At 47.5% G+C, this 25,478-nt stretch carries 23 protein-coding genes; 8 read left to right on the forward strand and 15 right to left on the reverse strand.

Going from position 1 to position 25,478, the window contains the following annotated elements:
- Window positions 1–48: 48 nt before the first annotated feature.
- The 10 genes from AB1L17_RS17940 to AB1L17_RS17985 all read right to left on the reverse strand — a co-directional run bounded on the left by AB1L17_RS17940 (window position 49) and on the right by AB1L17_RS17985 (window position 15,132).
- Window positions 49–423 carry a helix-turn-helix domain-containing protein gene (locus AB1L17_RS17940; RefSeq protein ID WP_412846314.1) on the reverse strand — a complete coding sequence of 125 codons (375 nt, stop codon included), beginning with the start codon at window positions 421–423 and terminating at the stop codon, window positions 49–51.
- A gap of 669 nt (window positions 424–1,092) precedes the next feature.
- Window positions 1,093–3,768 (reverse strand): YhgE/Pip family protein, encoded by a 2,676-nt coding sequence (locus tag AB1L17_RS17945; RefSeq protein ID WP_412846315.1) that lies wholly within the window; start codon window positions 3,766–3,768, stop codon window positions 1,093–1,095.
- 135 nt (window positions 3,769–3,903) lie between these two features.
- Complete coding sequence (locus AB1L17_RS17950) at window positions 3,904–5,466, reverse strand: DUF4179 domain-containing protein (protein ID WP_412846316.1); 1,563 nt, start codon at window positions 5,464–5,466, stop codon at window positions 3,904–3,906.
- Window positions 5,453–6,010 (reverse strand): RNA polymerase sigma factor, encoded by a 558-nt coding sequence (locus AB1L17_RS17955; protein ID WP_412846317.1) that lies wholly within the window; start codon window positions 6,008–6,010, stop codon window positions 5,453–5,455. Before AB1L17_RS17955 ends, AB1L17_RS17950 begins: the two co-directional genes overlap by 14 nt.
- A gap of 180 nt (window positions 6,011–6,190) precedes the next feature.
- The gene (locus AB1L17_RS17960) at window positions 6,191–10,084 is read right to left on the reverse strand and encodes a metallophosphoesterase family protein (protein ID WP_412846318.1); all 3,894 of its coding nucleotides are present in this window, start codon (window positions 10,082–10,084) and stop codon (window positions 6,191–6,193) included.
- Window positions 10,085–10,137: 53 nt separating this feature from the next.
- On the reverse strand, window positions 10,138–10,479 hold the full coding sequence (locus tag AB1L17_RS17965; RefSeq protein ID WP_412846319.1) for a DMT family transporter: 342 nt from the start codon (window positions 10,477–10,479) through the stop codon (window positions 10,138–10,140).
- A complete protein-coding gene (locus AB1L17_RS17970) occupies window positions 10,472–11,254 on the reverse strand; it encodes an HAD family hydrolase (RefSeq protein WP_412846320.1) in 783 nt (260 codons plus the stop codon). Before AB1L17_RS17970 ends, AB1L17_RS17965 begins: the two co-directional genes overlap by 8 nt.
- A 40-nt stretch (window positions 11,255–11,294) precedes the next feature.
- Complete coding sequence (locus AB1L17_RS17975; RefSeq protein ID WP_412846321.1) at window positions 11,295–12,995, reverse strand: putative 2-aminoethylphosphonate ABC transporter permease subunit; 1,701 nt, start codon at window positions 12,993–12,995, stop codon at window positions 11,295–11,297.
- Window positions 12,996–13,009: 14 nt separating this feature from the next.
- Window positions 13,010–14,041, reverse strand: a complete 1,032-nt coding sequence (locus tag AB1L17_RS17980) for an ABC transporter ATP-binding protein (RefSeq protein ID WP_412846322.1) — start codon at window positions 14,039–14,041, stop codon at window positions 13,010–13,012.
- A gap of 20 nt (window positions 14,042–14,061) precedes the next feature.
- Window positions 14,062–15,132, reverse strand: a complete 1,071-nt coding sequence (locus AB1L17_RS17985; protein ID WP_486599048.1) for a putative 2-aminoethylphosphonate ABC transporter substrate-binding protein — start codon at window positions 15,130–15,132, stop codon at window positions 14,062–14,064.
- 267 nt (window positions 15,133–15,399) lie between these two features.
- Between AB1L17_RS17985 and AB1L17_RS17990 the strand changes: the two genes are divergently transcribed.
- Window positions 15,400–15,945 carry a GbsR/MarR family transcriptional regulator gene (locus tag AB1L17_RS17990; protein ID WP_412846324.1) on the forward strand — a complete coding sequence of 182 codons (546 nt, stop codon included), beginning with the start codon at window positions 15,400–15,402 and terminating at the stop codon, window positions 15,943–15,945.
- 57 nt (window positions 15,946–16,002) lie between these two features.
- Here the strand turns inward: AB1L17_RS17990 and AB1L17_RS17995 are convergent, their stop codons facing one another.
- The 4 genes from AB1L17_RS17995 to AB1L17_RS18010 form a co-directional block, all read right to left on the reverse strand.
- On the reverse strand, window positions 16,003–16,986 hold the full coding sequence (locus tag AB1L17_RS17995) for a FecCD family ABC transporter permease (protein WP_412846325.1): 984 nt from the start codon (window positions 16,984–16,986) through the stop codon (window positions 16,003–16,005).
- A complete protein-coding gene (locus AB1L17_RS18000; RefSeq protein ID WP_412846326.1) occupies window positions 16,983–17,993 on the reverse strand; it encodes a FecCD family ABC transporter permease in 1,011 nt (336 codons plus the stop codon). Before AB1L17_RS18000 ends, AB1L17_RS17995 begins: the two co-directional genes overlap by 4 nt.
- A gap of 92 nt (window positions 17,994–18,085) precedes the next feature.
- Window positions 18,086–19,054: an ABC transporter substrate-binding protein gene (locus AB1L17_RS18005; protein WP_412846327.1), complete on the reverse strand. Its 969-nt coding sequence runs from the start codon at window positions 19,052–19,054 to the stop codon at window positions 18,086–18,088.
- A 227-nt stretch (window positions 19,055–19,281) separates the two neighbouring features.
- Window positions 19,282–20,418, reverse strand: a complete 1,137-nt coding sequence (locus AB1L17_RS18010) for a glycosyltransferase (RefSeq protein ID WP_412846328.1) — start codon at window positions 20,416–20,418, stop codon at window positions 19,282–19,284.
- Between the two features lie 548 nt (window positions 20,419–20,966).
- Between AB1L17_RS18010 and AB1L17_RS18015 the strand changes: the two genes are divergently transcribed.
- The 7 genes from AB1L17_RS18015 to AB1L17_RS18045 all read left to right on the forward strand — a co-directional run bounded on the left by AB1L17_RS18015 (window position 20,967) and on the right by AB1L17_RS18045 (window position 24,868).
- The gene (locus tag AB1L17_RS18015; RefSeq protein ID WP_412846329.1) at window positions 20,967–21,290 is read left to right on the forward strand and encodes an alpha-helical endospore appendage domain-containing protein; all 324 of its coding nucleotides are present in this window, start codon (window positions 20,967–20,969) and stop codon (window positions 21,288–21,290) included.
- Between the two features lie 28 nt (window positions 21,291–21,318).
- Window positions 21,319–21,462 carry a hypothetical protein gene (locus tag AB1L17_RS18020; protein ID WP_412846330.1) on the forward strand — a complete coding sequence of 48 codons (144 nt, stop codon included), beginning with the start codon at window positions 21,319–21,321 and terminating at the stop codon, window positions 21,460–21,462.
- 147 nt (window positions 21,463–21,609) lie between these two features.
- Window positions 21,610–21,906 carry an alpha-helical endospore appendage domain-containing protein gene (locus AB1L17_RS18025; protein ID WP_412846331.1) on the forward strand — a complete coding sequence of 99 codons (297 nt, stop codon included), beginning with the start codon at window positions 21,610–21,612 and terminating at the stop codon, window positions 21,904–21,906.
- 24 nt (window positions 21,907–21,930) lie between these two features.
- Window positions 21,931–22,290: an alpha-helical endospore appendage domain-containing protein gene (locus AB1L17_RS18030; RefSeq protein ID WP_412846332.1), complete on the forward strand. Its 360-nt coding sequence runs from the start codon at window positions 21,931–21,933 to the stop codon at window positions 22,288–22,290.
- A 35-nt stretch (window positions 22,291–22,325) separates the two neighbouring features.
- Window positions 22,326–22,982 carry a hypothetical protein gene (locus AB1L17_RS18035; RefSeq protein WP_412846333.1) on the forward strand — a complete coding sequence of 219 codons (657 nt, stop codon included), beginning with the start codon at window positions 22,326–22,328 and terminating at the stop codon, window positions 22,980–22,982.
- Between the two features lie 29 nt (window positions 22,983–23,011).
- The gene (locus tag AB1L17_RS18040) at window positions 23,012–23,932 is read left to right on the forward strand and encodes an MBL fold metallo-hydrolase (RefSeq protein WP_412846334.1); all 921 of its coding nucleotides are present in this window, start codon (window positions 23,012–23,014) and stop codon (window positions 23,930–23,932) included.
- 126 nt (window positions 23,933–24,058) lie between these two features.
- Window positions 24,059–24,868 (forward strand): alpha-helical endospore appendage domain-containing protein, encoded by an 810-nt coding sequence (locus tag AB1L17_RS18045; RefSeq protein WP_412846335.1) that lies wholly within the window; start codon window positions 24,059–24,061, stop codon window positions 24,866–24,868.
- Window positions 24,869–25,096: 228 nt separating this feature from the next.
- Here the strand turns inward: AB1L17_RS18045 and AB1L17_RS18050 are convergent, their stop codons facing one another.
- Window positions 25,097–25,435, reverse strand: coding sequence for a zinc ribbon domain-containing protein YjdM (locus AB1L17_RS18050; RefSeq protein ID WP_412846336.1), 339 nt, complete (start codon window positions 25,433–25,435; stop codon window positions 25,097–25,099).
- Window positions 25,436–25,478 lie beyond the last annotated feature (43 nt).

Raw genomic sequence — 25,478 nt, forward strand, 5'->3', positions numbered from 1 at the left:
GATTGTCTGCCTCATTAGCAAGAATGAACGCCTAGCTTCTCGTTCTTCCTAGATGTTCGGTCCTTCCCTGTTCAGGCTGTCCAGCAGCTTGGAGACAATCGAATCAATACAATCCCGCCGACCAATTTCCGCGCATCGAATCAGGAATGGGACAACCCTGGATCGCGACACTCTTCCTTCCACAAAACACTCTGCCTCGTACAATTCGTACAGCCAGCCTTGAGATTGCTCAAACGCATGAGCGAATGCATCCAAGTGACCAATCGTCATTGCCCGTGGTGGAATTCGATTTAAGAGGTCACTCAATACTCCCTGATTAATACCTGTTATCTCGCTAAGTCTAGTCAGTGTGTAACCACGTTCTTTCAGATGATGTTCAATCTCTGATCGTAATGATCGTTGAACTGTATTACCTTCCCCCATATTACATCTACTCCTCCTTAACACAGGAAACACTAAACTTCCTATATTTTACAGAAGACACAAACAGATGTAAATATTTTACAAAACAGATATTGTCCATCAAGACTTGTTCATTCCTAGTACACGAAAGCTAGTGAAATCAAGGTATGAATATGTTCATACGAGGTTGTTCTATCAATTCTTAACATGCGTTTTTTTCCGTTTCGTAAGGTAATGCCACCATGAAAGAAGGCATCCTTTACTCATGTAGAGAGGACACCAGCAGTAAGTCCCTCTTCCCAAACATCCCTATTCAGTCTCCTGCTTGTACAGGTTTTGTAATTCTTCGAGGCTTTTGTCTGTCTTGCGGAAACGTCTTTCCAGCCGATCCTGGACTAATCTGGGCAATTCATTTTTCAAAATGTGTACAATATAAAACAGGGTTCCGATAATGACGAACATACTCAATATCAAGGTGATTTCTGGCGTAATGATAAAAAAGCACACACCGCCTATCAAAACCGTCAGTAGAATCTATCCAAACCATCTCCCCATGGTTCACTCCCCTTTACGATTCACAAACCACCTATATTTTACCAAATCATATAATCACTTGTCCTTGAAAAAAGGGTGCCCCTCGCGTAGTGATACCTACGTGGGAACACCCTGCTCTATTCCATCATGTAACCTTTACCCAATGATCTTGGTCTTCTTCGCATTCTCCATCGACTTCTCAATGAGTCCGCTCAACGGACGCTTCAGCGCGAGCGCCACAAACAGGCTGATGCCGATAAAGCCGGATAATACGAGAATATCCCGAATCGCCGTTTCCCAGAGGATGCCGCCCACCCCTTCACGCAGCAGGCTGATCGCATACGTGAAGGGCATATATGGGTTCAGCGCTTGGAAAAAGGGCGAGGTCATGCTGATCGGGAACGTACCGCCTGAGCTGGAAAATTGGAACACCATGAAGATGATCGCGATGCCTTTGCCCACGTTGCCGAAAACGGACACCAGTGTGTACGTAATCGTGACAAATACAAGGCTAACCAGCATACCGAATAACACAAACGGCGCTTTATCCGCTACATAGGCCCCGAGGATGTAAATATCGCCGAGGGTGACGAACAACGCCTGAAGCAGCCCGATTGTCACAAACGTCCCCAAGCGCCCCAGGTACAGCTGATACGGCTTGTACACTCCGTCCGGATTATCCGCATTCGGTTTCAGCAGGGAAATCAACAAGGTCGCGCCTACCCAGAGAGACAGCACACCGTAAAACGGTGACATAGCCGAACCATAATTCGGAATCGGGTATAAGCGGTTTTCCTTGACCTGCACGGGACTTGCGAGGAATTCGCTCTCTTTTTTAATGTCCCCGCGCAATAGCTTGGCAAGCTCAGCGAAATTGTTGTTCGCCTCGACCTCTCTCAGCTTGTCGGCAGCCTGTCCAATGACGCTTTCCAGCTTGGGCAAATCGTCGCGAACCAATGCGGCAACTCTGTGGACACCCTCCTCCACCTCCGGGAGCTTGTAGCGCACAAAATCAGCCAGCTTGGTCAAATCCGCCTCTGCTTTGGGCAGATCGTTCTGGATGAATGCCGCTGCCTCGTCGAGCTTTTGCCCGATGGCAGGAAGATTACTCTTCAGGAAAGGAGCTGCTATGCGAATCGCATTGGCAAAAGCATCCGACTTGCTCTTCAGCGTTTGCGCGAGCTCGTGGACTTGCGCTCGTATTTGCGGCATCTCCTGCCCGATTCGCTTCAATTCTGCCAAACCCAGCTCCAGGCCCGTCTTTGTCTCTTGAAGGATCGCTTCAATATCCGGTAGTTTTTCTTGGGCCTTATGCAGTAGATCGGCGGATTCTCCTACGATCGCCTTCAATCTTTCAATGCCCGCGGATATTTTCGGAACGATTTCGCTATCGTAACGGGACAGGATGTCTCCCAACTCCGCACTGGTGTTTTTTGAGAGTTGATTCAGACTCTCGACCAAGTCTTTCGCAGGCTGCTTTCCTTTATCAAGCGCGCTTGCAATCATGCCGAGAATCTCGATTTGTCGGTTCATACTTCGTTCAATCGTCCGCAGCCTCTCTGCGAAATGACTCAATGGCTGTCCGGGAATATAGCTGTTTACCTTCTCTACAAGCGATGCGGTATGCCCCACAACATTCGCGGCTCTGGATAACCTGTCTTTCACGGCATTTACTTCACTCGCAGTAGGCAAGCGATCCGGATTGATTTGCAACAGTCTGTCTGTGAGCTGTGTGAGCGCATCCGTGGCTTGCTGGGCTAACATAAGATTTTGCTTGATCAGTGGTGCAATCGTTTCAAAGGCACCATCATGCTTCGTAAAAAAGTCATGTAGTTGATCGGCAACAGCCGCGCCCTTATCAGTCAGATCAGCGATACGCGGTAACGCTTGTTGAGCAGCCGAAACGATCTCAATAGCCTGACTCGCTTTCTCTGTGGCCGTAGTCACTGCGTTTGCGACTTTATCAAAATTTTGATCCAGCTCGGTAACTCGTCCGACGGCTTGCTCAATTACCGGCAGCTTGTCTTCCATGGCGATAATGACAGACGCTGCCTCATTGATTTTCGGCCAATTTTGCTGGATTTTGAGCACTGCCTGCCCAGCTTGATTGATCTCGGGGATTCTTTTCTCCACTTCCAGAATGATCTGTGCTTTGTCGTGAATCTCAGGAAGCTTCTGCTCAATCTCCAATACTTTTTCCCCTGCCGCACGAATTTCGGGCAGGCTTTTTTCCAGTTGGAATACGCCACTCTCGATTTTGCGGATTGTCGGCAATTGCTCTTCGATTTTCATGCCGATCTCTGTAAGCTTTGTCAGTAAGGCTTCACTGACGCTTTCCGTAAAGCTCTCGTTGATCTGCTTGGCAATCGCAGAAACGCCTGACGAGGTGATTTTCGGAGCGACGGCATTCACTTTTTCATTGACCGTATAGATCACTTCGGGCTTAGTCAGATTGCCATGGACAATGCCAGTGATTTTTGTGGAAAAGTCAGCCGGGATCAGGATGCTGGCATAATAATCGCCCCGCTCCACGCCCCGTCTGGCCTCTTCTTTGTCCACGAAGGTCCACCCGAGCTTCTGGTTGTTCTGCAAGCTTTTTATGAGCTCGTCTCCGATGTTGACCTTTTGATCGCCAACCGTGGCTCCCTGATCCTCGCTCGTCACGGCCACCTTGACACCTTGCGTATTTGCGTAAGGGTCCCAGACCGATTTGATGTTGATCCAGTCGTATAAACAAGGGAGAAGAATGATCGCGATGATCAGAAAAATCCCCGTCGGAACCTTGAAAATGTTAATCCAGTCCGTTTTGTAAATCTTCCATATAGACCGCATGTATGTACCACCTGGTAGGAAAGAATGGATGAAGCTTTACACTCACATGACAGTTTACCATGGAAGGAAATAATCGGGAATGAGCCTGTCAGTAGTAGCATGATCTGCTGCACGCTAAATTATGATGGACAATCGTTAGCGCGCTGGACTCACCATGTCAAAGCTCCAATCCACATTTTCATACCTTTTTACGAGCTGACTGGCCGTGATCGTTACCGGTTGATTCTCCCTTCCTTTCGGGAAATCATGGATGGTGATCGTTCTAATATGGGGACTCTTACTGTCCTTGGAGCGATCCTCTTTTTTCATTTTCACGACGCCCAATCCGATTGCATCGATTCCACGGTATTCGTAGGTGTCTTCATGGTAGGTGACCTCTGCCTCAATGATACCGATGTACCCGGATGTGCCGGGAGCTGGATCAGGATCGGGCGCGATGCGAAACGACTTCAAGACAAACGTATTCCCCTCATTGGTGAAGAGTAGCGGCTGTTTGTTGAGCTCCGCAGGCGTAAATGTCAGGAGCAAATCGGACGGTTCTGCTTTCTCGATGTAAACGGTACGATACGTCAGCTTTTTGTTCGGTTCAATCGGTCCGTAAAACTCTCCGTCTGCCCCATTCGTATCCATCACTACCTTGCCTGTCTCATCGACGATTTCCCACATAACTGTCGCATTCGTTCCGAAGAAATCCCACAGCTCTTGGGCAGTGATCTTGTCCGGGTAAAGCGAATTGTAGACCTTCACTCCTGCTTGCACTCTCGATTCCATACGGGCACGCTGTTGCTCATTCATTTTGGAGGAGAGGATCAGCTTTGATTCGATCGGCGTCAGCACCAGTCGGTCAGCTTCCAAGATAAATCCTTGCGGTGAGGTGTATGTTTTCTGTATCGGAATCGTTTGCGTTGCTGATTTGCTTTTATCCAAAGAGACAGGGATCTTCAAATTCCAGCTTCCATAAGTGGGATTCGCTTCATCGTGCAAGTCCACTCTGTTTACTTTCAGGTTGAGAATGAAATCGTTCGGGATATTCTCTGGGAGATACAGCGTCTCGAATCCGTATGAATGCTGCACCTGGGTTCCAATATATTTCCCGTTTTGATCTGACAGAAAAATCCGGTTGTCCTTGTTTTCAAACTCAATTGAAGCTTCCAGCTCTTGATTTTGTTCTGTGAAAAACCGAATCGACACGTACATTTTTAAGGGATCGACCAAAATCTCATCTACCAGCATCGTAATGCCTTGATCGGATACCTTTTGATTCACTTTTTGAGAAAAGCCCAGCTCGCCTCCGCGCTGCATTTCAGCAATAAACGACTCGGAAAAAATCGATGTGACATAGTGCGCAAACGTAGGAGAGGAGACGACACCCACTGTCAGGGCAAGCAGCAGAGTGGCTGTAGTAATACCTGCCCTTTGCCACAGACGACTACCTGGCCATATTTTTCGGCGTATTGGTCCTTGTTGCTGCTCTTCTACCTGTAAAATTTCCGCCATGACTTTTTGGGTGAAAGGATCAGAGGCAGACACGATCGGCCAAGGTTTACGCAAGTCGGCATCCACTTCGTCTACTTCCTGAAGCAGCATGGCCTGACAATGCTCACATCCAGCGATATGGTCCTGAAGCTGCTTTCCTTCTTCGTGTGAAAGCTCTTGGTCGACCTGATTGATCAGCCTGACACAATCAGCACATTTCATGAAGCTCCCTCCTTTTCCCCATGAGTTCACGCAGCTTTTTTTTCGCACGATACAAGTGAACCTGCACGGTCGTCACCGGAATCTGCATCGTCTCCGCAATCTCCTGATAGCTCAGTTCTTCAAAATAACGCAGGGTAAGCACGATCCGATAATGGGAAGCGAGCTCTCCCATGACAGTGACTAGTTCATTGTGCTTTTCACGCGCCAAGTAAAACGATTCCGGGTCTTCTTCACAGGTATGGACCGTATTGGACTCCTGGAAAGGGACGCTCGGATGCTTCTGGGCCGTCCGCCATACTTGCAGACAACAATTGATCGCGATTTTGTTTAACCAAGCTGAAAATGGACGGCTCGCATCGTATTGCCGCAAGCTTTTATACGCGTTGACGAAAGCCGCTTGGGCGAAGTCTTCTGCATCCTCTGGGGAATTGCCCATCCGCACGAGTAACGAGCACACCCTGTTTTTGTACTTGTTCACAAGGTGGGCATATGCATGCGGGTCGCCTCCCAAGACTTGCTTCACCCACTCTTGATCCTCCTCCATGAACTGTCGCTCCCTTCTTTCTCTATGACCAGACTTCACGTTCACTTCTACTGTCCAGCAATCATTCTACCTTTACTATGAAATGAACGGTCTTTTTCTTACAGGGTATAAAAATATTTTTGGATAGGAAAAAAGCCCAACCATCAGCTGGTTAGGCTCTTCCTCCATAAATGAGTCGCTCTATTTTCGCACTTTTAACTTGTACTCGCTCGTATGACCATCGTTCTCGGCAACAATCGTCAGCGTGGTTTTTTCTGGTGCATCCTCATGGACAGTTACCAGACCATCCTCGCTAACCACCGCATATTCCTCCTCCACTACACGGTAAGTTGTTCCTGTGCTTTCCTTGGTCATATCTCGTCCACTGCGGTCTGTCATGTTAGCCCATACCACCATTTGAACAGTATCACCAGGCTTTACTGAACTCTTTTTTGTGGATAGATTAATACTTTTGATTTCCGCAATCGAGAAGGTCACTTTGGTCGATTCTTCTCCGTTTGTCACCTTGACTGTAAATTTCTTGCCAGGTCGCGCATCCCCGGAAACCTCAATCAAGCCGTTTTCATCAACAGTGACGCTATCGTTGTCGGATTCATAGACCGTTCCACTCTCTGCATCGGTCAGATCCTGCTTGGTGCGGTTCGAGAACGATCCTGTTACTTGAAGCTGGAGACTCTCTCCTGGCAACAATGTTGCTTTGCTTGGCGTAACTTTCACGCTTTGCAGACCTGCACTTGCTACCATGTAGATGCCCGGCTTTTCGATTTCGAAGCTTGCGCGGTCATCCATTTTGATGACATCTACTGTTTTTCCTTTGGAGGTCTTGAGGACGTTCCATTCTTTCTCTGCTCCATCATATTGATGAGCCGTCAAATATTTATCCTTTTTCTCGTACGGCAGAATCATGCGGACATTCCCGGTGTCAAAGCGCTTCAATTCCTTGGTGTCTGCTTCCAGGCGAACTTCGTACATATCGCTGGCATTGCCCGCCTTCGAAGGCTTTTTGATGTCGTCCGGCTTCGAGATCTCGACGTTGATATCCGCACCGTCATGCTCTTCGAGAAGCTCGCTGGACAGCTGCACACCTGCGTCTTCTTTGTTCAACAGGGCTACATTGATTTGCTTTTGTGCCAATGCTTGTACGATATCACTGTTCAACGTCATCGAGGATTTTTCTTCTTCCTTCGATTTTTTCGCTGCTCTCACCTTATTTTCGATGCGATCCATGCGAATCTCGATAGTTTTCTCCAAGTCAAACAGTGATGCTTGCTTGTCCAACGCTGTTTCGATAACCTCTACTGCTTGGGCAAAGCGTTCGATCTGAGCGACTACCTTCTCTGTATTCTCGCTATCCCCTGCTTCGATTGTGCTGACGCTGGTCAACAACTCAGAGATCGGTTCTTTCAGCTTTTTCACCCATTTGTCGGAGAGGTCGTCTTTATCCAGCTGGGCAATCGTTGTCTCTGCTACATGAGCCGTGACTTTTACTGCTTGCTCCCATTGTTCCTGATCGTTTTTCTCGATCTCTTCAACAACTGGCAGGAAGGCGTCCTTCAACAAGGAATAGGTCTGTTCTAACACTTGATCCTCATCAACGACATCCTCTTTCCATTTGGAAACCATCGTCGCTAATACCGTATCAGTCGCATCTGTAATCAGGGCGAGATGAGTGGAGTCGGTGAGCTTGTCGTCCTTGATCAGCTTGGCCAATTGTTTGATCGCTTGCTCCGCCTGCTTCTCTACCACATCTTCATCCGTCGCGTTCTTCATGATCTCAGCCGCAGCGCGATTGGCTTGGCGCAGCTCCTCATCTGGTGTGAGTACTGGCGGATCTACCGGTGGTGTGACTGGCGGTACATCAGTAAACGAATCCTTCAGAGCCGCTTGTGCAAAGTCCTCTGACTCTGTGTCCTTTTGCTTGGAGAACGCGAGAAGCTTCGTCGCACCATTCGGAATCGCAGTACCATTCGGGATCGTGTAGACGACCTTATCGCCTGTCTTGGCTACAGTAGCAATGGCATCCTGCTCGGACAGCTTACCTTCGTCGTTCCCCCAGTACAGTACATACTCATCAATATTCGTTTCATTTGCCGCAGGAGTGATTGTAACATCCCCGCCAATTACACCCTTGTTCGTGTCCGTATCAGTAAAGGATACCGCCTGTGGTGCTTGTGCCTGCGTCTCATCGATAATCGTAAAGGTCACGCGACCAAGCTCCAGATTGTCGTTATTTGTGCGATACTCGGCTTCCCCGACATAAACGGCATCGTACTTGCCAGGAGCCAAATTCAAACCCTTGAACGTCATCGTTCCATCGGCCTGCTTGACGCTTTTCGTTTTTTGCATCGCGATTGGTTTTACATCTTTTCCAAGCTTCGTTCCTACAGGAAAAATTCCGATCCAGTCTTCCAGTACAGAGCTGGTATACGCAACCTCAACGGATTCTGCTGGCAAATATTTTTCTTTGACCATATGAACGGTAGGATTGCTGATGGTCAAGTCCGGATCGGTAGCCGGGTCTACCACTGGTATTTTCTCGGAAAGATCGATTTCGAATTGCGCATTGGCGATCCAAGTGTCGTTTTTAAAATCTCTGCCTTTTACCAGCACTTTATCTTCGTAAACTTCCACGAAAAAGCCTTGGCTTCCTTCTTTTCCAGTATTGGCATCTGTCCACAAATAGGAGGTAGCGCCCGCGTTAAACATCGTGGCGTATTTGGCGTTGTACATCGTATCCTTCGCACCCAGCTCCCAGTGCGTATGTCCGCTGAACAGGAAGGCCCCTGGATGCTTGGACAGGATCGTTTTCAATTCCTTATCCTGTCTGACACCATACCAGTAATTGCTTTTCAGATGGCCATCATTGGCACCGGCTACCGTATTCTTCAGCGGCTGGTGATGGAAAATGAACGTCGGCTTGCCCCCAGACTCAGCCAGCTTCTCGTCCAGCCATTTCAGCTGTTCTTCTGACAAGTAGGAGTAATCCTTCAACCCTTTTTCCGTCCCGAGGAAAATGAACTGGTAGCCTTTAATCCAAACATTGTAGTAGTTGGACTTCATGTTGGTGTACTTGTGGAACAACTCCGAAAACTGGGTCCAGTCACCCCAGCGAACATCGTGGTTTCCTTGGACAAAATACGTTTCCGGGAGCTGGTCCTTGTACAGATTAAAAATTCGGGCAAGCTCCATATATTGCGCTTCGGTTCCGTTCTCGGTATTATCGCCGACTGTCATGAGACCGTCGCTGTCCGGATTCAAAGCAATCATATCTTTCAATGCATCATCGAAGTTTTTGTTATGAACGTGATCCTTGCTGCTTTGCACATGCATGTCAGTGATGACTTCGAAGCTGACCAACGGCTTCTCTTTCACCATCCCCGGGATCGTAAACTCTGCGCTCGCAGTCGTTTCACCCGCAGTTGAATCAGAGTAGGCGAGGAGCTTCGTCGTGCCCTTCGGAATGACCGTATCAGCTGGGATTGTATAGATCGCATACTCACCAGGCGCAGTTGGCGGCTCAACTTTTGCTAAGATCGGCTCTCCTGCAAGCTTTCCAACGTCATTTCCCCAGTACAGATTGTAATGAGTCACATTCGCAGGATCAGCAGGGATTTTGATTTTTACATCGCCTGCGATCTGGTCGGCATCCTCATCCGTATCGACAAAAGTAATGCCCGCAGGAGGATTCAAGGTAATAATCGAAAAAGGAGCCCGCTGAAAAATATTGTAGCCGTCATTTTGCATGTACAGCGCCTCGTACTCACCAGCTGGCAATGTTTTCGTAAAGCTCATCTCACCGTCTGGCTGACCGGCTTCACTCGTGTATTTCCAAGTGAGCGAAGGATTGCTGCCCTGTGGAATAGCATCTGCTTTATACAGTCCGATCCAATCCTTCAGGGAAGCTCCCGTATAAGACAAGGTAATCGGTTGACCATGTAAATAGGTTTGCTTATCCATCGTGACGGTTTGCGCTCCTGCTGCCTGAACGCCTTGGATCATAAAAGGTTGAGTCATTCCCATGAAGGCAACCGTAACACCCAGTACCACTGACATCGTTTTGTTTATCACTTTCATAATAAACGCGCACCTCATTTCGATCAGATTGATAGAGTCCGACTGATGATTTCTTACACGACCTTGCTGCTGACTTTCAGACCAATGACACCAATCACAATGAGTGACATCCAGAGCATTTGCTGAAGATTGATCATTTCTTTGAATAAGAAAATACCGACGAATGTAATTAAAACAATCCCGACACCAGACCAGATCGCATAAGCGACACCGACCTGTATATAGCTGAGTGCGAAATTAAGCAGAGTAAAGCTGGCACCGTACAACAGAAACATCAGAATGGATGGCCACAGCTTGGTAAAGCCCGCAGATAGTTTCATCGAAGTCGTACCTGCTAGCTCCAACAGAATGGCGAATGTGAGGAAAATCCATCCCCACCCGATCCCCTCATTCATGTCGCGATGCCTCCACCTTCAGCTGCGCGTAGGAGGAAATCACCGCCTCTGCTTCCTCCAGTATGGGTAACCGGTCAGATGAGTCTTCCTTGCTCACAATGCCAATGGTCACGGTGACTCCTGCACTTTTCCCCATGCGTATGTCGCCGCTCGTATCGCCGATGACAGCGACTTCTCTAGGCTTCAAGCCCAATTGGGTACAAGCTTTTACCACCATGTCCGGATAAGGCTTGCCACGCTCTACCTGATCATTCCCGATAATGACTGGAAAATAAGAGCGAATGCCCATCCATTCCATATGCTTGATCGCTTCCTCTGTTTCATCTGCGGTTACAATCCCCATAAACATTCCGTGGTCGCGACATTGTTCGAGAAACGGGATCAGCCCCGGAATGGGATAGGCAGGACGAGCCTGATCCATATCCTGATAAGCTTGTTCCTTGCTCTCTCGGGCGAGTCGAATGGATTCGCCCCACGATAGTCCCTGGCGATATCCCTGCCATGCCAGGATCGCAAGTAAATCACCAGTCGATCCCATCGCTAACGGACCATTGATGCTGTAGTCGCATACGTGCCCTTCTTCGTCGTGAACAGTCCCCCACAGCTCTGCGAGAGGAGCGATCTCAGATGGATGAGGAAGCTGGCTGGCAAAGTGTCGATGGACGGATTCGCTCCAGTACCCCCAGAGCCGAACAAACTCCAGCAAAGTACCATCCTTATCAAACAAAATCGCTTTGACCGTATATCTCTTGTTGTTCACAATTAAATCCGGCATCTTTCTCCCACCTGTATTTCAATTGGATTCGGATTGATGATTATTCTTTTGTTCTGACGAGCAGCGCATCCGTTCTTTTCTGAATCTTGCCTGAGATCCACATGACCCCGGTACGAACCAACAAATTCGCCACGATGATTAACGTAGACATCGCAGCAGCTTGCGCGATATCACCGGAGTCCTCCTTATTCACAATCGCAACCGCAGCTGGCTTCAGGTCTGGTGCATACAAGAAAATAATCGCCGACACGGTCACCATGCTGTTGATGAAATAGTAGAGGAACACCTCTAAAATCGTCGGCAGTGACAGCGGAACCGTAACCCTAAACAACGTCCGATACCAAGGCACATTCATCGATTCTGATGCAGCCTCGAACTCGCTATCCAGCTTCTTCAGACCGGACGTCATCGTCAGGAAAGAAACCGAGTAGAAGTGAACGATGTTACACAAAATGACGATCCAAATCGTGCCGTAAATGCCGTGCAATGGTTGATTCGGATTGTTGAAAAAGAACACGTAAATCAAACCGAGCACGAGTCCTGGCAATGCAAGCGGCAGCATGGACAGAAAATACGCTGATTGACGCAGCAGACGATGTCCACGTGACTTCTCGATGAGATACGCGAACAAAAATGTAGCGACTGTGCCAATCAATGCCGTGGCAAACGCGATAAGCAAGCTTGTCACAAACGGTCCTTCGCCATCCAAAAAGCCTTCGTAGTGCGCAAAGGAAATGGACAGATTGTACGGCCACACTTTTACGAGGGAGCCGTAGATGGCAACCAGGATGATTCCGATGATCACAGCGGAAACGGCGGAGCATAGCCCGTAGAACAAACCATCCCGCAGTTTGTTGCGCTCAATTCGGTAAGGGGTAGACTTCGCGCTCAACCAACCGCTCTGTTTGCGCTGGGAGATGCGGTCGATCACAAAAGAAATGACAGCTGGTATCAGCAGCAGCACCCCAACGGCCGCACCCATTTGCATGTTTTGTTGTCCGATAACCTGTTTGTACAAATCTGTCGCCAGCACGTTGTACTGCCCGCCGACCACTTTGGGAGCCCCGAAGTCGGTAAAGGTCAACACGAAGCAGACAAAAATGGCACTGATGAGCGCAAATCTCGTACCTGGTACCGTGACCGTCCAAAATATGCGCCACTTGGAAGCCCCAAGCGTCTCTGCTGCTTCATACATCCGGTAATCAGCGCTTGCGAGTGCTACCGACAGCATCAGAAACGCCTGCGGAAACGTATAGAGTACTTCCGCCATCACGATCCCGATTGGCCCGTATAGCTCGATGCGGAATTCAGGCACCAGCCCGAAAAACCCGGTGGAAATCAGCCCTTGATTGCCGAACAAGTAGATCAGTGCCAGGCCGTGCAGCATTGAGGGCGCGAAAAGCGGCAAGAGCGCAACAGACCGATAAAACCATTTGCCACGGATCGCGCTTCTCTCCAGCGCATAAGCAAACCCAAAGCCTAGTATCACGGCAATGATCGTCGTGACTGTCGATACCTTGATGGAATTCCACAGCGACGTAACGAGTGCCGGTGTTGAGAAGTAATGCGTGAAATTCTGGAGCCCGATGAAGCTCCCATCCTGATCGGTGACCGCTTTGATCACCAACTCACCAAGCGGCAGCAGGATGGCGAACAACAGCACGATGGTCATGCAGACGATAATCGTGTTTTGGCTCCATCCGTTGGCATCTGGGCGCATTCGTTTTAACCAGGTGTCCATATCGTGTACGCTCCTTATCCAACAGCGAGGTCTGCCGTATCATCAAAACGGATGACGTGCTCTGGTGGCAGGGTGAAGGCAATTTTTTGATCAGGCCAAACATGATGAGACACCATAGCATGTGCCGGGACATCAATCGTCACAAACTGTTGCAGCAAAGTACCTTGTGGACCGATTAACTCTGCCACAATCCGATAATGCGTCCCGCGATATTCCAGCTCGCGCACGATTCCTTGTCTGCCTTTTTCATGACCGTCACGTAGCAGCTGAACATGCTCCGGACGGATGGCGAGCATAGCCTGTTCCGAGTGCTTATCCGACTGGATAAAGCTGATGGCTCCGATAAAATCAGCGACAAATGGCGTTTTGGGACGCTCGTACACTTCTTTTGGCGTACCAACCTGAATGATGTGCGACTGGTTCATAACCACGATGCGATCCGCCATCGTCAACGCTTCCTCCTGATCGTGCGTTACCATAATCGTCGTCATCCCGAATTGATGATGGAGCCGACGAATTTCGTTCCTAAGTTTGGCACGAACCTTGGCGTCCAGTGCAGATAATGGCTCGTCCAAGAGCAAGCAGTCCGGTGAAAACGCCAATGCCCTCGCCAGAGCGACACGCTGCTGCTGCCCTCCTGATAATTGTGCCGGGACTTTGTTGCGGTGTTCTCCCAGCTCAACCAGATGAAGCATTTCCTCTACCCGATCAGCAATTTGTGCCTTGGAGAAGCGATTACGCAATCCGTAAGCAATGTTTTCACTGACCGTCAAATTCGGAAACAATGCATACGATTGAAACATCATGCCGAAATTCCGTTTCCCTGCTGGCAACGAGGTAATGTCTTTCCCGGCAATGGTGACGCTCCCTTGATCCGCTTTTTCCAGTCCTGCGAGAATGCGCAGCAACGTTGTTTTGCCGCAGCCGCTCGGTCCGAGCAGACAGATGAATTCATTCTTGGCAATGTCCAGTTGAATGTCCTGAAGCGCTGTGTGCTTCCCGAATCGCTTGGCGAGATTACGTAATGATAAATAGCCTTGCTCCATCACAAATGCTCCTTTATTCTTTACTTTTTCGGTTCAGCCTTGGAGCCGTACTTCTGCTCCCACTCTGCCAGAATGCCTTCGCGGTCTCTTGCTGCTTGATACAAGTCCAGCTTGGTCAGCTGCGATACCGGATCTTGTTTGTAGCCTTCCGGAATTTGACTGCCTTCTTGTTTGATACTTAAAATCGCATAGTTTTTGTTGTATTCCTTCATTGGCTCATCGCTGATTGCCCAGTCCAGGAACAATTTTGCTTCCGGCTTGATGTCCTTCTTCTTCACAAGAGCACTCGCTTCCATATCCCAGCCCGATCCTTCTTTCGGGAACACAACCTCGACTGGTGCGCCTTTTTTCTGTTCCTGAATACCGCTATATCCATAAGAGATACCGATTGGCGCTTCACCTGAGGAAGCCATCTTCGCTGGCTTGGAGCCAGAGTGCGTGTAGACCATCATGTTTTCGTGCAGCTTGTCCATGTATGCCCACGCCTTGTCCTTGCCGTACAGCTGATGCAGCGCATTGACGGTCAAGTAGCCCGTTCCAGAAGATGCAGGGTGAGGCATCGCAATCAGGCCTTTGTATTCTGGCTTGACTAAATCTTCATACGACTGTGGGATTGCCAGATTGCGCTTTTCCATTTCTGCTTTGTTGACAATAATGGCTGTCTCCCAAATATCCATACCTACCCATTTCGGCGGGTTAGCTTTGTCTTTGAATTCAGGCAGAACACGATCTACGCCTTTGGGAGCATAGGGCTCAAGCATTTGCATATCGTCCATCACCAAGAGACTAGTTGCAGCCAGACCCCAGATCACGTCCGCTTGCGGATTATCCTTCTCGGCAATCAGCTTGGCTGTCATGATGCCTGTAGAGTCACGGACGATGTTTACTTTGATATCCGGGTATTGCTCTTTGAAAGAAGTCAGATACGTCTTGATCTGTTCATCTTCAATTGCCGTGTACACATTGATTTCTCCAGTAGCTTTAGACAACGTAGCCTCAGAACCAGCCTGACCGCTGTTTGTTGCAGTCCCCTCTGTCTTCGGTACTCCGCAGCCTGTCAACAGACTCGTCATGACCAACGTTGCTGCCATCACATTCCACTTGATTTTCACGTTGATTCTCCTTTTCTGAAAGAAAATATCGGATAAAAACCAATATGTGTTCAAAAATTATTGTACACTCGCATTGTTTTTTGCCCATGGATCGTCTGTTAATTGAGCATTAAGATTGCGTAAATACCCCTTAGCTTTTGCTTTATTGCCTAGCAGATCAGATTTTTTTGCTATAATGGAAGTATCATACAAAAACCGTTGAACGAACCGATCTGACTGTTGCACTAGGGGGAAGTGAATAATCGCATGTCTTTGAACGCGGAAAATGTACAAGACGAAAAACGGCTGCACATCCGTAAGCAAATGATCGAAGCCATAGCAGAAACGATGGACTTGTATGGCGCTACCCATTCTTCGGGTCAGCTGTACGGTGTCATGTTTTTCGAGAACCGTCCGATGACGCTCGACGAGATGAAAACACAGATGAATATGAGCAAAAGCAACATGAGCTATGCCGTTCGATCATTAGTAGAGTCCCGGATGGTCAAAAAACTGGAGGAAAAGCAGGAGCGAAAAGAGCTGTATGCAGCGGAGACTAATTTTTTCACAGCGTTCCAAAACTTCTTCTCTCATAAGCTACAGCGTGAAGTCGATGTGATGACCGAGGCCATCGAGCAAGCACTACCTGATTTAACCGAGCTCATCCTTCAGGAAAGTACCTCCGATGAGGAACGAAAGCTCGCTCTCCAAGATTTGCACAAGCTCAGACATGCGAAAAAGTACTACGAATGGCTGCAAAACTTTGTGTATGCCTTGGAACAGGGCGATTTTTTCGAAGAAGAACCCGAATAGAAAAAAGCCATCTGTCCCTCCTCGCCTAAGAGGAGCAGATGGCCTTATCTCATCCATTTACTTTTTCTTCTCTTGACGCACCAAATACAAGAAGTAGGGAACACCGATGACCGCCGTCACGATACCCGCGGGAATCTCTACCGGAGGATTCAGTCCTCTCCCCAATGCATCTGCAATCACGAGAATCAACGCACCCAGAACAGCTGCACCCGGCATCAGATAACGATGCTGATGGCCGAACAGCTTTCTCGCCATATGTGGCGCAATCAAACCAACAAAGCCAATCGAGCCAATCGCTGCTACACATGCGCCTGCCAACGCTACCGCGAGCAGCAATAGCACATAGCGTGTCCGCTCGACATTCAGCCCTAGCCCCGTAGAACTCCCTTCATCCAGACTGATAATGTCCAGCTTTCGATGCAGGGCCAGGCTAATGGGAATGAATACGAGCAGCCACGGCAGCAAAGCGTAAATCTCATCCCAGCCTTTCCCCCACAAGCTCCCTGCCAGCCAGACAAGAGAATCATTCGCTTGCAGTGGATACTTCACCATGATGAATTCCGTCAACGCTTGACAGATCGCCCCTACCCCCATACCAACCAAGGCAAATGTGGTAGGTGATGCTCCGCTTTTTCGAGCGAAATAGATGAGGGCAATTGCTACTGCAAGTGCGCCCAAAAACGCAACAATCGGAAGAAGCAGCGGTGATGCGGTTGGAAACAGAATGATGACGATGACCGCAAACAAGCCCGCACCTTTGGTTACACCAACGACGTCCGGCGAAGCCAGTGGATTGCGGATCATTCCCTGCAAAATAACACCTGAGATCGCGAAGCCAGCTCCTGCAAGAATCGCAAGCAATGCCCTTGGCAGTCGATAGTTTTCAATCATAAACGTGAGCGACGACTGTTCGCCCATCAGCACCTGGATGATTTGATCAGGGTTGATATAGATTGCCCCGATCCCCATGCTAAGCAGTGCGGCCAATAGAACCAAGGCACCGAGGCCAATCAGGAGCAGGGTGTTTTTCCTATGTGTCATACCATTTCCCTCCCCTTTTTTCTCGCCAGATAAAGGAAGAACGGGGTTCCCAGGAGCGCCGTTACAATCCCTACTGGAGACTCAAACGGATAGGAAATCAAGCGAGCCAGCACATCGGACATTGTGACCAAAACAGCACCACCAAGTGCAGACACAGGGATGACTACCCGATAGTCGGTACCGACGAGCTTTCTGGCGATATGCGGAATCATCAATCCGACGAACCCGACAGCTCCGGCGACAGCTACAGATGCGCCTGCCAACATCACGATCACGACATAAGACAGCAGTCGGACGCGAGCGATCTTTTGTCCCAGCCCCATCGCGACTTCCTCACCTAGTCGAAATACGGACAACGAGCCGGACAGCCAAATCGCCAACAAGAGTCCCGCAATCGACCACGGCAAAATCAACTGCACATCCGTCCATGCCGCACCACTAATGGAGCCGGACAGCCAGTACAATACATTGGAAATCTGTTCGTTAAAGATGATAATCCCCTTCGTAATGGAGGTGAGCAGCAGGTGGATCGCCATCCCTACCAAAGCGATCTTGAGATTAGTCATACCACGGGAAGCTGCGAATCCAAAAACAGTGAGTCCGCCAAGAATCGCTCCGGCAAACGCAAAATAGATCAGATTGGCCTTCCCGATATCCGGTAAAAACACAATCGCGAGTACGACCACCAGACAAGCACCTGCGTTCACACCAAATACTTGCGGAGATGCGAGCGGATTGCGGGTAACGGCTTGCATCACGGCCCCCGCCACAGCCAAATTCGCTCCGATGATGGCTCCCAATACTGCTCTCGGAACGCGGATGGTTTGGAAAATCAGCAGCTCCTTGGAGTACTCACCCGATAGCCAATGCGTCAATAGCGATCGGATCTGAAGCGACGCTACTCCGGTAAACAAGCTCAGCAACAAACCAATGAACAAGAGGATCGCCAAGCTGATTGCAATGAGTGCAAAGGTAACTTTCGGTTGTCGTGTCGTTGTTTTCTGCAATACAAGCCACCTCGATCAACTACTACGTGCATGAACACCGAAAAGACCAGATCAGGTGATCGGTCTTTCCAGCATTTGCATCGCATGTGTTCTTATTTATCCTTACTGTACAAAAGTTTCACTGCCTCTTCGACAATACGTTCCGCGGATTTCAGTCCGCGATAGCGGGTCCAGAGGTCACGATTCACTTTGTATACTTCCTTGTTTTTGACGGCGGTGATATTGTTCCAGAGCTCATTCTGCTTCCATTCGTTCAACAGAGCATCGTCTGCTTCTGCCAAGAAAATAACATCCGGGTCCCACTGCACCATTTGCTCCAGACTGATTTTTACCGTTGGTTCTGGTGCATCTTGAATCGCATTTTTGATTCCAATCATTTCGAGTAATTCGCCATCAAACGATTTCGCACCATGTGCAGACAACGAATCTGCGCGGAATACACCCAGCATCACATTGCGGGAATCCCCAGCTGGCACCTTCTTCTTAAACTCTTCGATGATTTCCTTATGCTTGATCAAGCGTTGTTCTGCTTCCTTTTGCTTGTTCAGCGCTTCCCCAATCGTGGTAAACGAGCTCAAGTTTTCTTGGTAAGTCGAGTTGCGGCTTTTCAAAATGATCGTCGGAGCGATTTTTTGCAAATCCTTGTAAATGTCCTTGTGGCGGTTCAAATCACCGATAATCAAATCCGGCTGCAACGAGCTGATGACTTCCAGACTCGGCTGCTGGCGCGTTCCGACAGAGGTATACTCGATTTTTTGACCTAGCAATCCTTCTACGTCCTTATCCTTCTCTTGAGCAATCCCTACTGGCGTCACGCCCAGCTCCCATAGCCCGTCTACAAAGGAGTACTCCAACGCGACGACTCTTTTCGGGTCTCCGGTAATTTCCGATTCGCCCAGCTCATGCTTCACGATGCGTTTTTGTGCAGTTTGCGCGCTATCTTGTCCAGCTGCTGGAGGTTGTTGCTCTGCACTGCCGCAACCGGTCAGTAACACCGTACCTGCCAGTGCAAGCGTCCATAGCATATAGCCGAGATGTTTCATTCTGTTTGTTCGCTTCATCTTTTGTCCCTCACTTGATGTGAATGATAATGATTATTATTACCGATTAAATGCGTTTTTTATTGTAACAACCCGCTGCCGCAAAGGAAACATTGTGCTTATTAAAACCTTTTACCTCAATAAAGTTGATTAACGTCATTTTGTTCATGCAGTCGTCATAACGAAAAAAGCCGTTACGCCTGAGCAATCGACGTAAACGGCTTTTCGCCTCGATACTGTATGCTGCTTTACGTATAACTTTCTTCGGATGACCGACCCAGCTTCTCCAATGCCTCCTTGGCAGGTACATAGCTCCCCGCCAGCGCTAGCGATGTCTGATAGGCTGTCTTCGCCTCTTCCGCTTGGCCCAAGCCTTCATAGCAAAGACCTTTGTAATACCAGGGGTGAAAACTTCCCGATCCCTTCAAGGTCAGATGACGAATGTTGCTGTCGCCCAGCTCCAAGCAGTAATCGAATGTCTTCAATGCTCGGTTGTATTCCTTTTTCAAATACAGAATAATCCCTTTGTACAGATGCAAATCGACGTAATCGGGATATAGCTCGATAGCCTTCTCAATCCCTGGCCACGCTCCCTCTGCACTGCCCATCGAGATCAGCGTAGAATATTTCAGCTTATAAAGAAGCGAAGGGGGTATCATATGGTTTTCGATAAAACCGATAATAGACAGATTCACGAACTTGAACGTTTTCTCATGCTCCTGGATACGTGAGAATTCACTGGCAAGATGATACTCGATCCAAGGCGAGTGATCCTCTTTATCCCATTCCTTCATTAACAGCTGAATATTACGCTCGAATTTGTTCTTTCTGCCGGTACATTCATTCATGTATCCGTAATGGTAGATTCTTACCGGCAATATTTGAATTTGGTTGTCCTCGGTCAGATCGCGAAGAATCTCTTCTACGTTGAGCGTTTCATGAATGGGAAAATGGAAGCGAAAACCGATGCCATTGCGAAATAAACGTGAGTGAGCGATATGAAAAGCATCGTCTTCATTTATTTCATCTCCAATGTAGTTTATTAGATGAATATAAAAAAGCGAATCTTCTTTATCGCGAATCAGCTCTTTCAATTTCTTACCGTCTTCCTTATCCAATTCCTCATCGGCATCCATCCACAAGATCCAGTCGCCCGTCGCTTTTTCTATCCCATAGTTACGCGCTTCTGCGAAGTTATCCTGCCACTCAAACGAATGCACAACGGCCCCGAATGACTCACATATCTCCACCGTTTTGTCGGTACTCCCTGTGTCTACGATAATCATCTCATCCACAAGATCCTTCACGCTTTCCAAGCACTTGTGAATGCACTCTGCCTCGTTTTTTACTATCATGCAGAGGGAAATTTGGGGTGATCCGGACACGCTGTTCATCTCCTTTAACACAACTCCATGAGATCAGATCGTATTACGTCCCCCTTTACTATATGAATGAGCTGTGGCTTTAAGAACGGCCGCAGTCTTCTTGGTTTTCGAACCTAGAGATCAATACGCGGGAACGTAATGTTGACACTTTTGATGCCATCGTTTTTTGACATGTCCTGGAGCATATTTTTGATCCCATGCAATACCTTGAAAAAAAAGGGGTTTTGAATCTATGGAGGGAACCCCCTCAGCATTGTACAGATCCCGCTTTCGATCAGCGAGTTCCCTTACCTGTCCATTCGGTAGATGTCATGATTGTGGACGGTCCTCATGGCAACGGCCGTTCACTTGTCTATCCACTACTAGCTGAAAGACTCGAGCCGGATGCGCCATTTAAACAAACACCGCTATAGGTTGATGTGCATACCTTGATTTCGAGAAAGTAGCAAAGGGTGGGTTCTTACCGTATCCCTTCGGATAAACGCAACTGTTGATTATTTATCACTTTCACAAAAATGGCTTATCAATTAAACCATGAGGTGATTATTATGTCTCAAGCATCCATTCCAAATATTACCCCTGATATATCCATTACTCTCGAACAAACCGTTGCTCTATTGCTCGCATCAATCGCTTTAGAAGAACTTTCACTGTCCCACATTCTGTTCGCCGAGGCTGAAAAACTCCAATTCTCACTAGGCACACTTGGAGGCGGAATAGCGCTATCACCAGCTCCATCACTCTCAGACCTTCTCCTCGTCAGTAACAGCGTACGCCAAACTATGCAGGATGCCATCAAAAAAGAAATGCTCTTGCAATACAGACTAGAAAATATTGTTAATGATCTTCTTCCTCAAATCCCTCGAAGCTAACTCTCTCATTCCACGGGGGAACATTTCCTTGTGCATGGTCCGGGTCGTACACCCGGGCTTTTTCATGTTGCCAGTAGGGACACTTACCAACATTCTTACCATGAACAACAGTGTTCGCCGAACGATGCAAGATGTCATCAAAAAAGAAATGCTCCATTATCGATTGCTTTGAATAAGTTGTCATATTAAAATCGCGGCTACATAACATGTACTGCGAAGACGTTTCCAGTTTATATAATAGTTGGTAAGTAGATTCCCTTCTTTTTCGGCAAGTCTTTATTATTCCTACAAAATAATAAAGCAAAGGATGTAGATACCTATGTCAATACCCACGGTCCCCAATATAACACCTGAAATCATCTTGAAGCGCAACGAAGTATTAAATCTGCTTCTAACCTCGATTGCGCTCGAGGAAATCGGTCTTTCTCACATTATTAATGCAGAGGGGGAAAAAATCCAAAAACTCGTGAAGGAGCAGTGCCTCTCGCTCTCCGATGCACTTGTCTTGAGTAATAGCGTAGAACGAATGTTACGCAATGTCATTCATACAGAGATGCTGCTGCAGTTTAAGCTGGAAGACATCATCAAATTGGAGCATATGCATGATCATCAGTAACTTGACTATTGAAGAGGGATGATGATGACCTTACAGGATAACATTCAATCAAATGATGTGCCTACGCGCGAAGAAGCCTTGAGTCATTTATTGCAATCGATTTCTCTGAAGGAAGAGGCACTGTCTAGATTGCTAAATGCTGAAGCTGATAAAGCACTTGCTTTTGTTGGGAAAAATTTGGACTTCCCCAACAATCCCTCAAATGATGAAATCATCACATTTAATCGGTCTGTCATTTCGATTCTGGATTCTATGCTGATGGCGGAATGGCTTTTGTTAAAAAAGTTGGATGCAGCCATTCACATGTATCCCGGGCCGTTAAAATCAAACCTTGAGATGGATGATTCCGATTTAGTGGATGATGACACCACCATCGATTATTAAGCGTTATTCATTCCAGGAATTCGAGGTCATTTGCCATGGAGAACAGAGGTAACGGTAGCTATGACCAAGCAGTCCTAAAGCTGACCTATTCCATCGCCCGGTTGGTCAAAGGGTTGGAATCCCGACTTACTGAAGCCAAAGAATGCGAACTTTTTTTATTTGGCTACCAAATATCGACGATGATCAGTCTGCTAGTCAGACTGCATACACAAATACATAATAAGCAGATTGCTCACAGTTTTATTTCTGAACGACGGCGAATTCCACTCGATATCACAAGCGAAACGTATGCACATGTCCTCGCTTCGATTGCCCCGTTATCGGAGCTGGTAAAGAAGTGGGCGTTTCCTCACCAACATCTCGCCACTTTAATTGAAGACCATCTTAGCCAGCTACAAGCTTTTTACTTGGTAGAAGATCGCTCCAATCAGAAGAAGCTGACGCACGAAGCAGTAAGCAAGCTACAACCCGTATCAGCACCCCTACCCCCTCCATTACTGGCAAGCGCTGCAAAAATTCGCACACACAAAAAACGAAAATCCGTACGACCAAAACCTGTAGCAAAAGTAGTAAAGGTGCGCACCAAGAAAAAAATGCAGGCTAAGCGAGTTACTGCACGCCCACGCCCTCCCTATTTATCGAATTCCGTGAAGGTACGTATCGGGAATGTCACCAAGATTATCAACATTTAATTCTGAATCTAGTGAAGGAGTAAGGTACGATGGATCGTTTGGAATTGCTCGAGGTGGTAGGCAACAGCTATGTCGTCTCCGGTAAATATGCGATTGGTGTATATTTTGACAAGTCGAGCAAGACTGCTGTATGCATCGACAGTGGACCCAATGCCTCTGTCATTGAGAAAGTTTGTGCAAGAATCAGCGAAAAAGGGTATCACGTTCTTGCCGTTGTTCATACACATGGTCACGCTGTTAATCATGGTGGGAATCCATATTTGAAAAAGAGGTTCCCCAATCTTCACATCTATGCAACGCATTTAGCTTCCTATATTATTGATAATCCGCTTCTCGAACCTTTTGTTTTCGATGTAGGAGCAGCAACTAATGAGAAGCTTGATCAAAACAAGGAGAGTGTACGTGCACACGTAACAGATTATCTCCCATCCACTGATGGTATATTTCACATCCATACTATCCCATTCAAAATCGTTTCTTTACCTGGACATTCGCCGGGAATGGTCGGCATCATTACCCCCGATCATGTTCTTTACTGCGGAGATGCATTGTTTGGTCCCAAAACCTTGAACAAGCAGGATTTACTTTTTTTTAACGATCTGAAGGCAGCCAGAAGAAGCTTTAAGAAATTATCGATGATGAAATTGAACGCTTATGTTCTTTACCATGGTGGACCGTATAAGACAGTAACAGGTTTAATCAACAAACATCTCACCATCATGAGAGACACTTCTGATTTCCTTGAAGCATTGATTCATGAACAGCCAAGCACTCTTGAACAATTGGTGCAAAAAGTAATGAAAAGGTTTGAATTTGAAGACGACCTGCACCGCTACGGTTTGACCACTTCGATTATCCGCTCCTATTTAAAAGAGTTACATCATGAGAAAAAAATTGTCGCGAAAGTGGACAACGGTATACTTGTTTTCCATAAATCAACTATCACCTGATCGAATGAAGACTACATATGAGGGTCACTCATGGAGCTCCCTGTCAAAAATTTTTCTCTCACCTATCGGCCAATCTGAAAATAAGATAGTATGTGTTTTCAAGCACAATGTGGGAGGATGAATATCGTGTCGCAAGCGAACATTCCAAATATAACACCAAGCATTACTCTGACCAGAGAAGATTCCATCAATCTGATTCTCGCTTCCATTGCCATGGAAGGACTTGGTCTTGGAAATATCATTCATGCTGAAGCAGAAAAAATACAGTATGCCGTCGGTACAATACCAGGGTTGACCGCTACTGCATCTCTGAGCGACCTTCTTGCAGTTAATTCCAGTGTGCGCGACACACTGCAAGCTATTATAAAGAAGGATATGCTCTTACAAAATAAACTTGCGTGTATCCTAACGATTCCGACCACAAGTTCTAGTGACATAACGGGGGATACTGGGACGATGGGCGTTTCTGGTACTACATACGTTACAGGTCCTACTGGCCCTACCTCATCTACACCAGGTTTTACTAATGTTGAACTTGGATCACTCGAACTAGATACCCCCATCATAGTCCTACCCGGAGACGGCATTCCTTTGCTCCATACATTTGTAATAGATGGAACAGACATCGCTCATACTGCTGGAGAATCCTGCATATTTTTAGCCGGCGGACATTCCTACTCGGTGAACTATGTCATGAATGCTGAACCTCTGACTAACCTGATTATTTTTGCGTCTCTCCGACTAAACGGGGTCCTGATACCAGGAACTGGATTGGATCAAGACGGACAGCCGGGTACTATCGGGATGAATCAAGGTACGGGAAACGGCATTGTCGTTGTTCCACCAGGCCCTCCACAGTGCCTAGAACTAGTCAACCTCTCAGGCGATGCACTATCAGTGGACCATGTGCGTATTGTCATTACAGAAATTAGTTAGTAACTCGCATCATTTTCTCACCGGACCTCACTCTCTCTTACATTGGATAGCCCTTGTGTTCATTCCACTTCCATTACAATGGGAGTTTTTTGCGCGTTCCCAGACAAGCCTACCCTCTCACTGTCCTCCTCCTTATCAATTTGGTTTCTATATAAATAAGGGGCCGACCCAGCAGTCATATTGCAACATGACATTTGAGTCCACCCCGAATCTTCTAAGTACTATCACTTACACCTTTTTCACAAATTCCGATTTTAATTTCATCGCGCCGAAACCATCGATTTTACAATCAATATCGTGATCTCCCTCAATCAAACGGATATTTTTTACTTTTGTCCCGATTTTCACGACCAATGAAGTACCTTTTACTTTAAGGTCTTTGATTACCGTTACGGTGTCACCATCATTCAGGACATTTCCATTGGCATCCTTGATCACCTTGTTATCTTCACTGTCACTATCTGCTTGCAGCGTCCACTCATGGCTGCATTCCGGGCATACCAAGGAGCTTCCATCTTCGTACGTATATTCCGAATGACATTTTGGGCAATTTGGCAATTGACTCATTTTTGTTACAACCTCCATTTCATTACTGTCTATTCTATCATAT

The sequence above is a fragment of the Brevibacillus jepli genome (assembly GCF_047229145.1).
Lineage (GTDB): Bacteria > Bacillota > Bacilli > Brevibacillales > Brevibacillaceae > Brevibacillus.